The organism is Protofrankia symbiont of Coriaria myrtifolia, from assembly GCF_900634755.1.
Classification (GTDB): Bacteria; Actinomycetota; Actinomycetes; order Frankiales; family Frankiaceae; genus Protofrankia; species Protofrankia coriariae.
The window spans coordinates 1-14,680 of record NZ_CAAAFS010000281.1 but is presented as its reverse complement, the minus strand read 5'-3'; the positions used below and the strand labels follow the sequence as shown (position 1 = coordinate 14,680).

Sequence of the window (14,680 nt, the reverse complement as noted above, 5' to 3'; positions counted from 1 at the left end):
GGGCTGCGCGCCCGGGCGGGCCGTGGCGACCTGCGGCACGAGGAGGTGGTGGCCGCCGTCCAGGAGCGGGTGCTGCCGCTGCGGCACAACAGGTTCAGGACGGCGGCGGACCTGCGCGAGTCACTGGCCGTCCTCGACTCGCTGTGGTCGGCCGTCGTCGACGGGCTCGCACCGGACGACGACGCCCACAGCATCACCCCCACCAGGGAGGCCGCGGCGATGCTCGCGCACGCGCGGTGGATGTACCGCGGCGCGCTGTCCCGGCCGGAAAGCCGCGGGCTGCAGGTCCGCCTGGACCGGCCGCGGACCGACCCGGCCCTGGCCCACCGCATCCGCGTCGGCGGCCTCGACCAGGTGTGGACGGCCGCCGAGAGCGCCACCGCCGCCGAGAGCGCCACCGCCGGGAGCGCCACCGCCACTACCGGTTCCGGCGCCGTTCCCGGCGTTCGCCGTCCCGAGGAGGTGCCGGCTCTGTGATCGAGGTGGTCAGCGGCAGCCGGTGCGTCGACTGCAACATCTGTGTCGAGGTGTGCCCGACCAACGTCTTCGACGCGGTCGACGGCGGCCATCCGGTGATAGCCCGGCAGCCCGCATGCCAGACCTGCTTCATGTGCGAGGCCTACTGCCCGGCCGACGCGCTGTTCGTGGCACCGCTGGCGGGCCCGGCGCCGGCCGGGTCACCGCTGCGGGACGAGGCGTTCCTCGAAGCCCACGACCGGTTCGGGGAGTACCGGCGCTGGCTCGGCTGGGGCCACGGCCGCCGCCCCGGCAGCCTGCTGGACCGCAACCACGTCTTCACCGCACGTCTCGGCCCGGCACCGGAGGCATCCGGCCGGTGAGCCGGGTGGGACCTCCGCGAAAGCCGAACGAGGACACACGATCCGAGCAGCGACAAGGCAGGGAGCAGCCACATGCCGACGTCCCGTGAGCCCACGGGTGGGCCCCGGCCCGAGCCCGGAACCGGGCCCCGGCCCGTCCCGCGTCCCGCTCCCGCCGGCACGCGGCGCGACCCGTACGCCGGCTTCGGCGGCCGGATCGGGCGCACCTTCGGCGAGTCGGAGCCGGCGTGGCCGCCCCGCGTCCGCCCGGACGGGCACGCACCCAACATCGTCGTGGTGCTCGTCGACGACATGGGGTACAGCGACATCGGCCCGTTCGGCGCCGAGATCGCCACGCCGGCCCTGGACCGGCTCGCCGAACAGGGTGTGCGGCTGACCAACTACCACACCATGCCGCTGTGCTCGCCAGCCAGGGCAGCCCTGCTGACCGGCCTGAACCCGCACCGCGTCGGATACGCCATGGTGGCCAACGCCGACCCCGGCTTCCCCGGCTACGGGATGGAGATCGCCGACGACATCCCCACCCTGGCCGAACTGCTGCACGACGCCGGATACGCCACCTATGCGGTCGGCAAGTGGCACCTGGCGCGCGACTCGGCGTCCAACGCGGCCGACGACCGGCGCAACTGGCCGCTGCAGAAGGGCTTCGACCAGTACTACGGCGTGCTGGAAGGGCTCACCAGCCTGTTCCACCCCCACCAGCTGGTACGGGACAACAGCCCGCTGGACATCGACGACCTGCCCGACGGCTACTACTACACCGACGACATCACCGACCAGGCGATCTCGATGGTGGCGTCGCTGCGGGCGCACGACGCCGACAAGCCGTTCTTCCTCTACGTCGCGCACAACGCCGTGCACGGTCCGTTGCAGGCCAAACCCGAGGACGTCCGGCGTTACCGGGGCCGCTACGACGGCGGCTGGGACGCGCTGCGAGAGACCCGCTTCGACCGGCAGCGCGCGGCCGGCCTCTTTCCCGCCGACACCCGGCTGCCGCGGCGCAACTTCGAGGCCGGACACGAGGTGGGCCCCTGGGCGGAGCTCACGCCGGAACAGCAGCGGCTGTACGCCCGGTACATGGAGGTCTACGCCGCCATGGTCGACAACATCGACCAGAATCTCGGGCGGCTGCTGGACACCCTCGCCGCGCTCGGCGAGCTGGACAACACGATCGTCATCTTCACCTCCGACAACGGAGGCACGGGCGAGGGAGGCGCGGAGGGCACCCGCAGCTACTTCAAGCGTTTCGTCCAGCATCCGAACCTGCCCGCCGACTGGGACCCCGATGTCGAGCGCGACCCCGAACTGATCGGCGGCCCGCGCAGCCTGGTGCACTACCCGCGCGGCTGGGGGATGGCCTCCAACACGCCGTTCCGGCTGTACAAGGGCCAGACCTACGCCGGCGGGGTGCGGGTGCCGTTCATCCTGTCCTGGCCGGCCGGCCTGCGCACACCTGCCGGCGACGCCGGCGTTCGGACGCCCGCCGGTGATACCGGCATTCGCGCGCAGTACCAGTACGTCACCGACATCACCCCGACGCTGCTCGACCTGGCCGGGGTGGCACGGCCGGCGCGGCGACGCGGGCGGCCGGTCCAGGAACTCGACGGATTCAGCTTCGTCGCCGTCCTCGCGGACCCGGACGCACCCAGCACCCACCACGAGCAGTACTGCGAGATGATCGGCAACCGCAGCTACTACCGGGACGGCTGGAAGCTGGTCACGCTGCACCGCCCCGGCGCCCCGTACGACGACGGCGAATGGGCGCTCTACGACGTGACGCGGGACCCGACCGAGATCGTCGACCTGTCCGCCGCGCACCCCGACGTGGTCAAGGAACTGGCCTCGGCCTGGGAGGACGCGGCGTGGCGCAACGGCGTCTTCCCGCTCGCCGACGGCAGCGGCGCGCTGGTCATCCGCAACCCCGCGGAGGAGCGGCTGCGGCGGCCGGTGACCCTGCTGGCCGGCACGCCTGAACTGGAGCGCTACCGCTCCGCCAAGCTCATCACCTTCCGCTCCTTCGACATCGTCATCGAACTGGACGAGCACGCCGCCGGCGACGAAGGAGTGCTGGTGTCGCACGGCGACCAGGGCGGCGGCTACAGCGTGTACGTGGAGGACGGACGGCTCCGCTTCGCATACAACGAGTACGGTGTGCTGCACGAGGCCGACGCCGGGCCGCTGCCCGCCGGCCGGCACACCGTCCGCGTCCGCGCCCAGGCCATCCCGGGTCTGCGCTGGGACTGGCGGATCCTCGTCGACGGCACCGAAACCGGCCGGCTGGCCGACGTGCACCAGCTGATCGGCATGGCCCCCCTGCAGGGGATCAGCGTCGGCGTGGACCGCAAGTCCCCGGTCTCCTGGCCCGTCCACGAACGCCACCGCAGCTTCCGTTACACCGGCCGCCTGAAATCGGTGACCTACATTCCGGGACCGCCTGCCCCCGACGACCCGGAAACCCTGGTCCGCACCCTGCGCGAAGCCGCCGCCACCTTCGAGTAGCCGCGGCCCGCTGTTCCAGCGACGCGTTCTCGACCTCGGCGCTACCGACCGTAGCAGCCAGGAGGAACTGCGACGTCGCGACCTCGGCCCCGGTCGCCAACCGTGTCCCCTCATGCGGTTCCCCGCAGGTTTCGGAGGCCCCGCCGGACCGTCGAGAGCCTTCGAGAAGACACTTCAACACCAAAAGATCACCTGCCGAGCAAGGCGACGACCATCATTTTTGAACGCTCGGGACAATAAGGAGGCGTTCCTTCGGGGCTTCTTCGGATGCGGACGTTATAGGTGCTCGAGGGAGAAGTTATAGCCGGCCACCACGTGCACACTCGGGCCTATCGCGGGGCATGTTCCTTTGTTGTCGGAGCCGTCGTAGTACATGTCGTGGCACTTTCCACAGAATCGCCAGTCCTGCTGTCGGGGTACGAAGGGGTCGCGACTCTCGTAGGACTTCGAAGTAGTCGCGCGATGCGAAGGGCATTCCGCCGCACAGGCCCCAGGACGCGTTCCCTACAGCTATGTCCCCGAAGGGGTCCGGCAGGCTGATTGAGGTGATGTGGATCGATGGCCAGTGGTTACTGAACGCAAAGCCATGAGTCGACGGCAGATAGCCGGGAACCGTGACCCGGGCGTCCGGGATCACCGAGTAGACAGCCTCGGCGTTATTGCCTTTTCCTCCACTGAAGTATACGCCATACGGCCCGGTAATCGACTGCTCGTAGAAGTTCGTACCCGCATACGGGTTATTCTAGTGGATGTACACCTCATGATCCTGATCGCCGATACGGTAGCGAGTATGTCCCTCAGTGCCAGTCAGGATGCCGTTGGACTCGGATTGGATCCAAACCGTCTGTCCAGGCTGGATGACGTCAGGCGGGCGCAGCGGTTCCGTTCACTCGCCTCCTTCCAGATGACTTGTTACATGATGCAAAGGAATGCCGATCTGGTTCCGGAGTGTTATACGCGTTGAACGCGCTGCCATGGTGTTGACCTCCATATCGACTGGTTGGCCGGAATTGGAACAAGACTCATTTCTCTGCAGTGTGAATTTCCCGGATCTGTAATACGAAGAACCTCTCCACCGCGGACCATCCAGGCTGGGCCCGGCTGGTCAAATCCTCTGACAAGATTCGTGCACAGGTACGAGTGCCCGACTACTCGATCGCGCAGATATCGGTACGCGGATAGAGCCGGAGGGTTGCTCACGGCCCTCGACGCTGCTGGCCGGCCGACCGGGATGTGGGTGGGAATTTTTCATGGGATGGTAGGTCGGCGATGCCGACGGCTTCAGTCGGTACCACCATGTTGACGTAAGAAGCGATCTTCGTTGTAGATCTTTTGGGGGATGGCATACTCCGTATCGCGAAGTCCGTTGCCTGCTGGAGACAATCATTGTTGGTCATTGTTCCCCTGTCGTCGTCCGTTAGCTTCACATCATCCTGAGTAGCCAACGCGGGATATCAGGGCTAGCACGGAACTTCGGCGACGCCCTGCCTCCTCGGCCGAGGGGCGCGTTCTCCGCTTGGTTGTGGTTGTCCGTCAGGGCAGCGGGTGGGAGGACACACTCCCTGTCCGGTTGGTCGGCTACGGCGGGATCTGCGGCGGCGGTGATGTCGCGGTAATGTCGTTGACAGTCGCGGAGGGCGCTGTGACGCTTACTCCATGAGCGTCGAGGGGGCGGCGGGAAGAGTCGTCATGCCTCGTCCGCCGTGTTCCCGCGTTCTGCCTACGCCGATGCCGGCGGTGTATCTCGCGGTCGGGTTCGGTGTGCTGCTCGGGGCGTCCGGGCTGGTGTTCAAGGCACGGGACGGCTCGCATGCCGCCATGGACACGGTTCTGGGGGCCACCGGCGGTTTCCTGTTCCTCGCCGCCGGGGCGGTGGCGCATGCCCGGCGACCGGCGAACCGGGTGGGGCTGCTGATGGTCCTGGTCGGCGTCGGGTTCTTCGCCGAGGATCTGCAACTGTCACGCACCCCGGTGATAGGCAGCGCCGGACTGCTGCTGGTCCGGGCGTCGAGCGGGTTCGCCGCACATCTGCTGCTGGCCTTCCCGAGCGGACGCCTGGCCTCACGGACACAGCGGCTGCTTGTAACGGCCGCGTATGCCACGGCCTTCGGGCTCCCTCCGGTCGCAGCCCTGTTCGACAGCGCCCACCAACTGCCTGATTCCGCCCCGAACCTGCTGCTTGTCGCCGACAACCTGCCGTTGGCGCAGGCGGTGAACCACATCGAGGAGACGATCGGCGCGGCGATCGCCGTGGGTGTGCTGGTGGTGCTCGTCCGCCGCTGGGTGACGGCCAGCCGGCCGCTGCGGCGGGTGCTCGCACCGGTCTTCGTCACCGGTCTGGTGGGAGCTGCCGCCACGGTGGCCGGCGGGGTCGCGGGTTCGACGCATCCGCTGCGGCCGACGTTCCTGTGGGTCTACTGGGCGGCGTTCTGCCTGTTGCCGCTGGCGTTTCTCGCCGGGGTCCTGCGGGTCCGGCTGGGACGCACCGCCGTGGGGGACCTGCTGGGCCGGTTGCACGAGCCGCTGTCAGCCGCCGACCTGCAGGGGCTCCTGGCGCGGTCGTTGGGTGATCCCTCGCTGCGGATCGGCTACTGGCGGCCGGAGTCCGGCACGTTCATCGACGGGGACGGCCAGCCGCTGCGGCTCCCGGAGGACGACTCACAGCGCGCCGTGTGGCCGGTGGAACGCGACGGCCGGCGGGTCGCGGCGCTGTTCCACGATCCGGCGCTGCGGGAGGACGCACATCATCTCGACGCCGTGGCCGCCGCGGCCGGGCTGGCGCTGGACAACCAGCGGCTGGCCGCCGAGGTGAACGCCCAGCTCGCCGAGGTCCGGGCCTCGCGGGTGCGGATCGTCGCCGCGGCCGACGCCGAACGGCGCCGCCTCGAACGCGACCTGCACGACGGCGCGCAGCAACGGCTCGTCGTCGCGCGGCTGTTGCTGCGTCTGCTCCAGGAACGCCTCGACGGCACCGTCGACGAGCAGAGCACGGCGTTGCTCGCGCGCAGCGCCGACGGGCTCGACGCGGCCATGAACGAGCTGCGGGCGCTCGCCCGCGGCATCCACCCCGCCATCCTCACCGACGCCGGCCTGCTCCCCGCGCTGCGGGCACTGACCGAGCAGACCCCGCTCGACGTGCGACTGACGGCGACCGCCGTACCCGTGCTGACCCCCGCCGTGGAGGCGACCTGCTACTTCGTGGTGGCCGAGGCGCTGACCAACGCCCTCAAGTACGCGCACGCCGACCAGGTCCGGATCGACGTCGAACACGCCGACGGCCGGCTGCGCGTCGAGGTCACAGACAACGGAATCGGAGGGGCCGACATCACAGCCGGAGCAGCCGGAGCAGCCGGAACGGCAGGGGCAACGGGAACAGCCGGCACGGGCCTGCTCGGCCTGCGTGACCGGCTCTCGGCACTCGACGGCATGCTGACCGTGCACAGCCCCGCAGGCCACGGCACCACCGTCCGTGCGCTTCTCCCCACGGGTGATCCGCGATGAAACCCTTGTCCTCGCTGTCCTCGCTGTCCTCGCCAGGCCGGTCCGCGGGATTACGGGTGGTGCTCGCCGACGACGCTGTGTTCCTACGGGAGGCTGTCGCCGAGCTGCTCCGCGGCCACGGCTGCGACGTCGTCGCGCAGGTAGCCGACCCGGCCGGCCTGCATGGCGCGATCGCCGCGCTGCGGCCCGACGTGGCGGTGGTCGACATCCGCATGCCTCCCACCCACCATCTCGAAGGGCTCGAGGCGGCTGTCGCCATCCGCCGGGACCACCCCGACGTCGGCGTCCTGCTGCTCTCCCAGTATCTGGAGTCCCACTACCTGCCAACCCTGTTCGGCACGGGCGCCGGGAGCATCGGCTACCTGCTCAAGGAGCGGGTTGCCGGTACGGCGGTCTTCCTGGACGCGGTCCGCCGGGTCGCGGCCGGCGGCTGCGTGCTCGACCCCGACGTGGTGAGACTGCTGGTCGGTGGCCGGCGCCGACACGACCCGCTCGACACGTTGACCGACCGTGAACGTGAAGTGCTCGCCCTGATGGCCGAGGGGCGTTCCAACCGCTCCATCAGCGACCAGCTCGTCCTGACCCCCAGGACGGTCGAATCCCACGTACGCAACATCTTCACCCGGCTCGGCCTGCACCCGCAGCCCGACGACCACCGTCGCGTCCTCGCCGTCCTCACCTACCTCCAGGCCACCGACACGACCGCCGCCCGAAGATCATAACTGGCCGGTCCGGCAACCACGCCGCCGGTCAGGCAACCACGCCGCCGGACAGGTGGGCACGGCGTCACCGGCAGCCGGTGACCAGGCGGGTGAGTGCCGTCGACGACAGTTCGGACTTGAGCAGGAATCCGCATGCTCCGCAGTCGGTGATGCGGCTGCCGTAGTCGGTGGCGTCCCGGGCCGAACACAGCACCACCTTGACCGTCGGCATCCTCGTACGCAGCTCGCGGCAGAGCGTGAACCCGTCGACGTCGGGCAGGCGTACGTCCAGTAGCACGATGTCCGGCCGCAGCCGGGCCGCCTCACCCAGCCCGTCGGCTCCGGTCCCCGCCTCCCCGACGATCCGGTATCCACCGGTCTCCAGCATCACGCGAGCGACCGCCCGGAAATCCGCAAGATCGTCGACAATCAGAACAGTGGACGCCACCGACCGACGATCCCACCACGACCGCGTCCCCACGTCCGTGCCAGCCCTGAACCGGAGGGCGTCATCCGGGCTGGCCTCACCCGCCACCCATGCTGGCCGGCGAGCACCCGCATGGCCGAATCGTCGCGTGGCCGAACCGCCGTGCCCAACCATCCGGGCTGACGGCCTTCGGTTTTCAGTGTTGGCACGGATGTTCCCGCGCCCGATGCCCGTGAGAATCGATCTGACGATCGTGGCAGGGCCTCGAAACGGCGGCGGCACCGATCAGGAAGCGCCTCCAGTCAGTCACGACATGTTGTGGGGGAAGAGACGTGATGCGCATGGTCGGCCGGCGTTGTCGGAGATTTTCGTACCGGCGGACGAGGGCGCGGGAGGCACTGTCGGTCCCGCGTTTCGTCGTCCGTCTCCCGGCGCTTCTTCCCAGGCATGCGCTGGCCGGTTTCCTGGCGCTGTCCCTGCTTGCCACGGGCTGTCTGGGCGATATGGGGGGCAGCGGTGGTTCGCGGCCGAGCGGCGGGCCGACCCGACAGAACGGGCAGGACCGGCAGAACGGGCAGGACCGGAAGCCGAAAGGGCCGGTCTGCCCCACGCCCGGGCCGCTCACGAAATCCCAGCTTCCCAAGTTTCCGTCGGCGGACGCGGTCACTGTGATCAATCAGAATCCATGCGTCAGCATCGCGGGTCTCGCCGATCAGATGATCGGTTTCATTCCCAGGGGACGCGCGGGGGAGTTCGCGCAGTTCCGCGGCGGGCTTGAGCAGTTCATCAAAAGGGTGAACGCGGCCAACGACGTGGTGGAGTGCGCCTACGAGACCGACCATCTGGCGATCGAGGTGTACCAGCATGATGACTGGCACTGGTCACTTGGCATGGTCGCGGTCGTCCGTGGGGATCTCGACGCGCTGGTCGACGGCGCGGCCTGCTGGTTGCTGAAGAGAGTGCCGTTCCCGACCGGGGGATTCGGATTCCGCGGCGAGAAGCGCGCGCCCGACCCTGCCTTCTGTGCCGACGCCGTCAGCAGAAAAAGCAACGGCTATCGTTTCACGGTCATGTGGATCGGATCCTCGGATCTCATGTGCAAGAGCCTCGCCTACCTGGCGAAGCCCGTTCAGCCGACGCCCTTGAGCACCGGCTGAAGCATCGTTCCGAATACTCGGGTTCAGCGCGGCGCGGTGTGTCCGGGATGCTCCGCGTCACGAAGGGTATCCTTGTTGGGGCGCGTCGTGTTCGAAGTGTGCTTCGGGCGATTGCGGCTCTTGTTTTCCGTCTCGGTGGGTCCAGTTCGGCCGTGTCGCGGGCAGGCCGGATCCTGGGCGGGGCTGATGCTAGCGACACTGATGTCACTGACATTGATGTCACTGACACTGATGTCGCTAACATGGATGTTAGTCTTCGTGTGTGCATGAGGACTTCGTGGGTCGCGCCGAGGAGCTGGCACGGCTGGATGGCCATCTCGCGGCGGTTCGTGGCGGCCGGAGGCGGCTGATCAGTGTGCGGGGGCGGCGCCAGGCCGGCAAGTCCAGACTGATCAGCGAGTTCGTGCGCCGTAGCGGTTTGCCGCAGATGTTCGTGACCGGGGCTCGGCAGGCCACTCTCCAGCGAGACCTCGACGGGTTCGTCGAGGACGTCCGGCTCGGCTGCACCCTGCCCGGCGCCGACGGGCTTACCGCCGGCGGCTTCACCTCCTGGGAACAGGCGCTACGCGCCACCCATGCCGCGCTCCCGGTGGACACGCCGGCCATCGTCGTGATCGACGAGTTCCCCTGGCTGCTGGAGCGCGATCCTGGCATCGACGGCACTCTGCAGAAGCTTTGGGACCGGCTGTTCGAGAACCGGCCCGTCCTTCTTGTCATCATCGGCAGTGACCTCGCCGTGATGGAGATGCTGACCGGGCACGACCGGCCGCTGTTCGGGCGGGCCCGGGAGATGGTCGTCGAGCCGTTCTCCATCGGTGACACGGCGCGCATGCTCGGGCTCAGCGGTGAGCGTGCGGCGGAGGCGTTCGACGCGCAGCTCATCACCGGTGGGTATCCCCGGCTGCTGCTGGAGTGGCGACGGGCCGGCGGACTGTCGGCATTCCTCGACGACCAGCTCTCGGACGAGCACTCCGAACTTGTTGTCACCGGTCAGCGGGTTCTGGACGCGGAGTTCCCGCGTGATCTGCAGGCGAGTGGCGTGCTGCGCGTCATCGGTGCGGGAGACCGGGCCTTCTCCGCGATCGCGGCGCGCGCCGGTGTGGCGTCGACACCGCTCACCCGGGCCCTGGCACTGCTGGCCGGCAAAAGAGTAATCGCGGTCGACCGTCCGGTGGCGGTGAAGGTCGGTACAGCGTCCCGGTACCGGGTCGCCGACCCCTATCTGCGGTTCTGGCTGCGCTTCCTGGAAGGTGCGGTCGCCGACATTCAGCGTGGCCGGCCCGACCTGGCCAGGGCCAGGGTGGCGGGCGGATGGGCCGCCTATCGCGGGCGGGCCGTGGAACCGCTGGTGCGTCAGGCGCTCACCAGGCTCGCGGTCGACGATCCCGCGCTCGGTGGTGCCGAGACGGTGGGCGGCTGGTGGCCGCGTACCCACACCCCCGAGGTGAACCTGGTCGGCATCCGGCCGGGTAAGGGCGCGAACGTGGTGACCTTCGTCGGCTCCGTCAAGTGGCGTGACAAGGAGCCCTTCACCCCGGCCGACCTGGACCACCTGTTGCGTGACCGGGTCGCGGTGCCCGGCGGTGACACAGCGCCACCCGTCGCTGTCACCCGGACGACGACGCAGGTACCGGGCCTGCCCAGCTATGATCCGGCCCGGCTCCTGACCGCCTGGTAGGCGTCCGGAAGCCGCTTCTGTTTCGATCAGGTCCAGCAGTTGGTCGACGTCCGCGTCGGGCACGTTGGCGGCCAGGTACGCGCGGACCTGTTCCTCGTCGAACGGCAGCATCAGCATGGCCAGGTAGTCGGGGCCGGCCGGCCGGTCCCGGTGCTGGCCGGTGAAGTGCGTGGTCTCGTGCCGGATCGAGCGGAAGTAGCGGGTGCGGCAGGACAGCAGCAGCCTGCTCGGCCGGTCCGTCTCCCGGCGGCCGTTCTGCCGGGACCGCCAGGCATCCTCGGTGGCCCGCCACAGCCTGCGGGTGAACACCTGGCCGGCGTGCGGGTCCAGGCGCACCAGCACCTCGTCCAGCCCGTTGAAGATCAACACGCAGTTGCCGGCCGCGACCAGGTTCAGCACCTGCGCGGCGGACGGGCCGGTGCCGAGGTCCCCGGCGGCCAGCAGCGCCTCCAGGATCTTCGGGAGGCCCGCCCCTCCCGGGCCAGCGCCGGTGGCAGGTCGCGCAGGTCGAACAGGATCGGCAACGGCGCCGAGCGGTCGTCATCGCGGCGATTCAGCAGCGCCTGGGCGAAGAGCTTGACGGTGGTGGTCTTGCCCATGCTGACGTCGCCGAGCAGCGCGCACAGGTGCCGGGCGGAGGACGCCGAGGTGTCGGTGGCCCACGCCAGCAGCCGTTCCACCGCCAGCACCGGCTGCGGGTGGTGGGTCAGTGCGCGGGTCCGCCGGCCGCCGCGATGGTCGCCCAGCCGGCCGCGCCCGACGGGAACTCCGGTTTCCAGCCGGTGGTCTCCCGGAACCGGCGGTTGCTGACCCGCTGGGACCGGGTGACCGTGCGGGTGCGGGGCGACAGCCGCAGCGGCCAGGCCGGGATCAGTCTGACCCGATCGACGCCGTACACGTGCGCGAGCACCTCGGCGAACTCGGCCCGGGTGGCCGGCTCGTCGTCCACGATGTTGTACGTGCCGGGCGGCGCGTCGAGGGCGGCCACGACCGCGCTCGCGGCGTCGGCGACGTGGATCGGTGACAGGTAGGCGCCGGCCGGGCCGGGGACGGCCGGCTTGCCGGCCCGAGCCCGGCGGGCCATCTCGGTGCTCATGGCGTCGTCCGGGCCGTAGAACGAGCCGAAACGCAGCAGCACACCGGCGCGCCCGGCCACGCGCACCCGCTCGACCTGGGCGGCCGAGGCGGCCACCGTCCGCTCCTGCGGGCCGTTGGCCAGCGGCGCGTCCTCGTCGAGCCAGGATGTCCCGCCGTCCCGGTAGATCAGCGTGATCGACTCCTGGATGTAGCGGGAGACGGCGGTGGCCAGCGCCGCGTCCACCAGGTGTCTGCTGACGTCGCGGCGCAGGACGTCGTTCTGCTTCCAGCCGCCGGGCAGGATGGCCGCCGGCGGCAGCGGGATGTGGGTCGCGAGGTGGGCGACGGCGTCCGGCTGGATGCGTTCGATCGTCGTCCGGACCTGGACCGGGTCGGTGAGATCGAGGGCCACGGGGGTCACCCCGGCGGCGGCGAGCCGCTGGGCCCTGCCCTGGTCGCGGGCGACGCCGTGCCCCGCCTCGATCAGCTTCCTGACGGCGTGCCGACCGAGCGCGCCGGTCGCCCCGGTGACGAAGACCAACATGTTCGCTCCCTGGCGCCAGGCTCTCACCATTCCGACGAGGCGGCCAGCGGAGATCCGACGGAGGCAGCCAGCGAAGAACGTGACACCCGGTGGGCCCAGGTCCGCTCAGGAGACGGAGCCTGTCATGTACACCGCCCCCGGCCGGTACAGCGGCGGCGGCGCGGGCACCACCTGGCTGGTCGGCTCCCCGGACGACGCGACCACCGCCCTGCGTGGGTGCGCAGACCTCGGCATCACCCACTTTGTCCTCTCTAACACCCACTACAGGCGAGAGACCGCCCGCATCGGTGACCGGTTCCTCCCGCTGCCGCGCACCCCGGAACCGCTCCGAGCGGACGTCTGATGTGCATCCGGTGGATTCCGGCGAACTCCGGCGAATTCCGTCTCGACACGGTTGGTCTGCGGCGTGCCGTAACTCGGTTTCCGCCACACCGCATCGGACGGATCCACCCTGCCCGTCTCCGCTCGTAACAGTGGCACGTCCGGGGAACCGGCCGGCTACAGGCCGATCCCAGCGGCCACCGTCCGTGAGATCGCCCAGCAAGCTCAGAGCGGGAAGCCGGAGGAGCGGGAAACAGTGGGAAGCTGCGGGAAACTGAAGGTATGTGTCGTAACATCACCGAACTGCGGGGTCTTCAGCCGCCGGCGACCGATGAGGAGATCGAGGCGGCCGCCCGCCAGTTCGTCCGGAAGGTCAGTGGTCTGCGCCAGCCCCCGGCGGCGGCCGGGGACGCGTTCGAGGCGGCGGTCGCCGAGGTGGGCGCCGCGGTCCACCGGTTGCTCGACGCGCTGCCGGCCCGCCGCCAGCCACCGGCCACGCTCCCGCCGCTACGACGCCCGGAGATCCGCGCCCGCCTGAACACGTGAGCATCCCGGGTACCAGCCGGCCGGACCGCACGGGGGCCGACTCGGCCGCTGCCCAGGCGTCCATCGATGCCGGCCATCAGGCGCCGCGGGCGGCGTCCGCGGCCAGCCGCGTGGAGCATGATCTGGGCGATTTTGTCGCTGTGTACGGTTTTCGGCCCCGGAAGCGTACACAACGACAAACTCGCGGCGATCTTCTCTGCTTCCGTCGGGCGCAGAGCACCCGGAGAGCGTCACGAGGGTCCGGATCATGAGGTCCGGATCACGAGGGTCCGGAGAGGACGCAAAGAAGGTCCAGGGGATGACACCGTCGGGACGGCGTCGGCTGACCGGATGCCGGTGTCGTCGGGGCGGGGGCCGTTCTCGGCGGTGGCGCGGCCGGGCCTGGAACTCCCGCACCGTCCGCGCCGGAGGCGGTCGCTGTCGCTGGCGTCGTCGCGGGGACGCCAGCTGCGGGGGTGACACCGGCCGTTCCTGTGCCCGCGACGTCGTCCTGTGCCCCACCGTCCTGAGAGGCGGAGCCGCCGCAGTACGCCGGCGGTGTGGCCAGGCCGGGGGAGTACCCGCCGGGGCGCAGCAGCACCGAGGCGCCGGTCAGTCGCAGCCTGGGCATGGTGATCCGACTGGACTCGCTGTATATCCGGCCCAGCGTCAACAGGACGTCGCCACGTCCGACCAGGCCGACCACCGCCGAGACGGCGGTGTCCCGGTAGCCGGTGGCGGGATCGACGTCGAGGGCGTGATTCAGCGCCGGGTCCAGAACCTGCCCTGTGGCGCCGCCCGAACCGTGGACGCCGGCGTCGTGCACACAGGTGAAGGGCGCGGTGATGCCGCTGCTCTCCGCCGCCGCGGTTCCCGCTGCTGTTCCGGTTCCCGCTGCCACGTCGGACGTGGTCATCGTGTTGGCGGTCACCGTCAGCGTCCATGTTCCGAGCGTGCCGAGGTGGATCTCCCGCTCCAGACGGAAGTCGGCGGCGTTGACGAGTTCGCCGATGCGCAGCAGCGCGGCCGGGGTGCCGTCCGCCGGGCTGACGGTGCCGTCGAGCGCCAGGCGCCGCAGTTCGATGTTCCGGCCCGTCCAGTGGAACGTGTTGCCGTCGCCGGTGCGTGCCGAGGCGGTGCCGGCCGCGCCGGCGATCAGGACGGCCGAGCCCACGACCAGCAGGGTCAGCAACGCGCCGAGATGCCGTGGGAGGCGTCTCACCGGATGTCCGGCGTCGGGCCCGTGACGTGCCGGCCGGCCGTGGCCCCGGAATTCGGGACCTCGGAATTCGGTGCTGTGACATTCGGCGCAGTGGTGTCCGGGACGGCGGAATGCGGCGCGGCGGGATCCGGGACGGTGGAACGCGAGATGACAGAATTCGGCGCGGCGGAACTCGGGCGGGTGGGGTTC

Annotated in this window: 11 protein-coding genes and 2 pseudogenes; 9 read left to right on the top strand and 4 right to left on the bottom strand. The window is 70.0% G+C overall.

What is annotated here, in order from left to right; translation table 11 throughout:
• The 5 genes and pseudogenes from CM1CMNOD_RS15625 to CM1CMNOD_RS15605 form a co-directional block, all read left to right on the top strand.
• A pseudogene (locus tag CM1CMNOD_RS15625) lies at positions 1 to 477 on the top strand (pyridine nucleotide-disulfide oxidoreductase); the annotation flags it as partial.
• A complete protein-coding gene (locus tag CM1CMNOD_RS15620) occupies positions 474 to 839 on the top strand; it encodes a 4Fe-4S dicluster domain-containing protein (protein WP_013874564.1) in 366 nt (121 codons plus the stop codon). The pseudogene CM1CMNOD_RS15625 and the gene CM1CMNOD_RS15620, both read left to right, overlap by 4 nt.
• 72 nt (positions 840 to 911) lie before the next feature.
• Positions 912 to 3,338, top strand: a complete 2,427-nt coding sequence (locus CM1CMNOD_RS15615; protein WP_013874563.1) for an arylsulfatase — start codon at positions 912 to 914, stop codon at positions 3,336 to 3,338.
• A 1,728-nt stretch (positions 3,339 to 5,066) separates the two neighbouring features.
• Complete coding sequence (locus CM1CMNOD_RS15610; RefSeq protein WP_013874560.1) at positions 5,067 to 6,839, top strand: sensor histidine kinase; 1,773 nt, start codon at positions 5,067 to 5,069, stop codon at positions 6,837 to 6,839.
• Complete coding sequence (locus tag CM1CMNOD_RS15605; protein WP_013874559.1) at positions 6,836 to 7,561, top strand: LuxR C-terminal-related transcriptional regulator; 726 nt, start codon at positions 6,836 to 6,838, stop codon at positions 7,559 to 7,561. The genes CM1CMNOD_RS15610 and CM1CMNOD_RS15605 overlap by 4 nt, the downstream gene beginning before the upstream one ends.
• 64 nt (positions 7,562 to 7,625) lie before the next feature.
• On the opposite strand, the gene CM1CMNOD_RS15600 is transcribed toward CM1CMNOD_RS15605, so the two are convergent.
• Positions 7,626 to 7,988, bottom strand: coding sequence for a response regulator transcription factor (locus CM1CMNOD_RS15600; RefSeq protein ID WP_013874558.1), 363 nt, complete (start codon positions 7,986 to 7,988; stop codon positions 7,626 to 7,628).
• 647 nt (positions 7,989 to 8,635) lie between these two features.
• Here CM1CMNOD_RS15600 and CM1CMNOD_RS15595 point away from each other — a divergent pair.
• Positions 8,636 to 9,124, top strand: coding sequence for a hypothetical protein (locus CM1CMNOD_RS15595; protein ID WP_131796267.1), 489 nt, complete (start codon positions 8,636 to 8,638; stop codon positions 9,122 to 9,124).
• A 277-nt stretch (positions 9,125 to 9,401) separates the two neighbouring features.
• Entirely contained in the window at positions 9,402 to 10,802 is a 1,401-nt protein-coding gene (locus tag CM1CMNOD_RS15590) for an ATP-binding protein (protein WP_013874556.1), read from the top strand.
• Positions 10,803 to 11,194: 392 nt separating this feature from the next.
• On the opposite strand, the gene CM1CMNOD_RS23240 is transcribed toward CM1CMNOD_RS15590, so the two are convergent.
• On the bottom strand, positions 11,195 to 11,482 hold the full coding sequence (locus CM1CMNOD_RS23240; RefSeq protein ID WP_237702810.1) for a hypothetical protein: 288 nt from the start codon (positions 11,480 to 11,482) through the stop codon (positions 11,195 to 11,197).
• A gap of 26 nt (positions 11,483 to 11,508) precedes the next feature.
• A complete protein-coding gene (locus CM1CMNOD_RS15580) occupies positions 11,509 to 12,423 on the bottom strand; it encodes an NAD-dependent epimerase/dehydratase family protein (protein WP_165490488.1) in 915 nt (304 codons plus the stop codon).
• 124 nt (positions 12,424 to 12,547) lie between these two features.
• Between CM1CMNOD_RS15580 and CM1CMNOD_RS15575 the strand changes: the two are divergent.
• Positions 12,548 to 12,766: pseudogene (locus CM1CMNOD_RS15575) on the top strand (LLM class flavin-dependent oxidoreductase); the annotation flags it as partial.
• Positions 12,767 to 13,026: 260 nt separating this feature from the next.
• Positions 13,027 to 13,290: a DUF2277 domain-containing protein gene (locus CM1CMNOD_RS15570; RefSeq protein ID WP_013874554.1), complete on the top strand. Its 264-nt coding sequence runs from the start codon at positions 13,027 to 13,029 to the stop codon at positions 13,288 to 13,290.
• Between the two features lie 259 nt (positions 13,291 to 13,549).
• On the opposite strand, the gene CM1CMNOD_RS15565 is transcribed toward CM1CMNOD_RS15570, so the two are convergent.
• Complete coding sequence (locus CM1CMNOD_RS15565) at positions 13,550 to 14,491, bottom strand: hypothetical protein (RefSeq protein ID WP_013874553.1); 942 nt, start codon at positions 14,489 to 14,491, stop codon at positions 13,550 to 13,552.
• Positions 14,492 to 14,680: the final 189 nt, after the last annotated feature.

What these genes read in the sequence shown, in the direction of transcription:
- CM1CMNOD_RS15580 (WP_165490488.1), bottom strand. Translation starts at nt 12,423, where the DNA reads ATGTTGGTCTTCGTCACCGGGGCGACCGGCGCGCTCGGTCGGCACGCC.
- CM1CMNOD_RS15610 (WP_013874560.1), top strand. Translation starts at nt 5,067, where the DNA reads ATGCCGGCGGTGTATCTCGCGGTCGGGTTCGGTGTGCTGCTCGGGGCG.
- CM1CMNOD_RS15605 (WP_013874559.1), top strand. Translation starts at nt 6,836, where the DNA reads ATGAAACCCTTGTCCTCGCTGTCCTCGCTGTCCTCGCCAGGCCGGTCC.
- CM1CMNOD_RS15615 (WP_013874563.1), top strand. Translation starts at nt 912, where the DNA reads ATGCCGACGTCCCGTGAGCCCACGGGTGGGCCCCGGCCCGAGCCCGGA.
- CM1CMNOD_RS15570 (WP_013874554.1), top strand. Translation starts at nt 13,027, where the DNA reads ATGTGTCGTAACATCACCGAACTGCGGGGTCTTCAGCCGCCGGCGACC.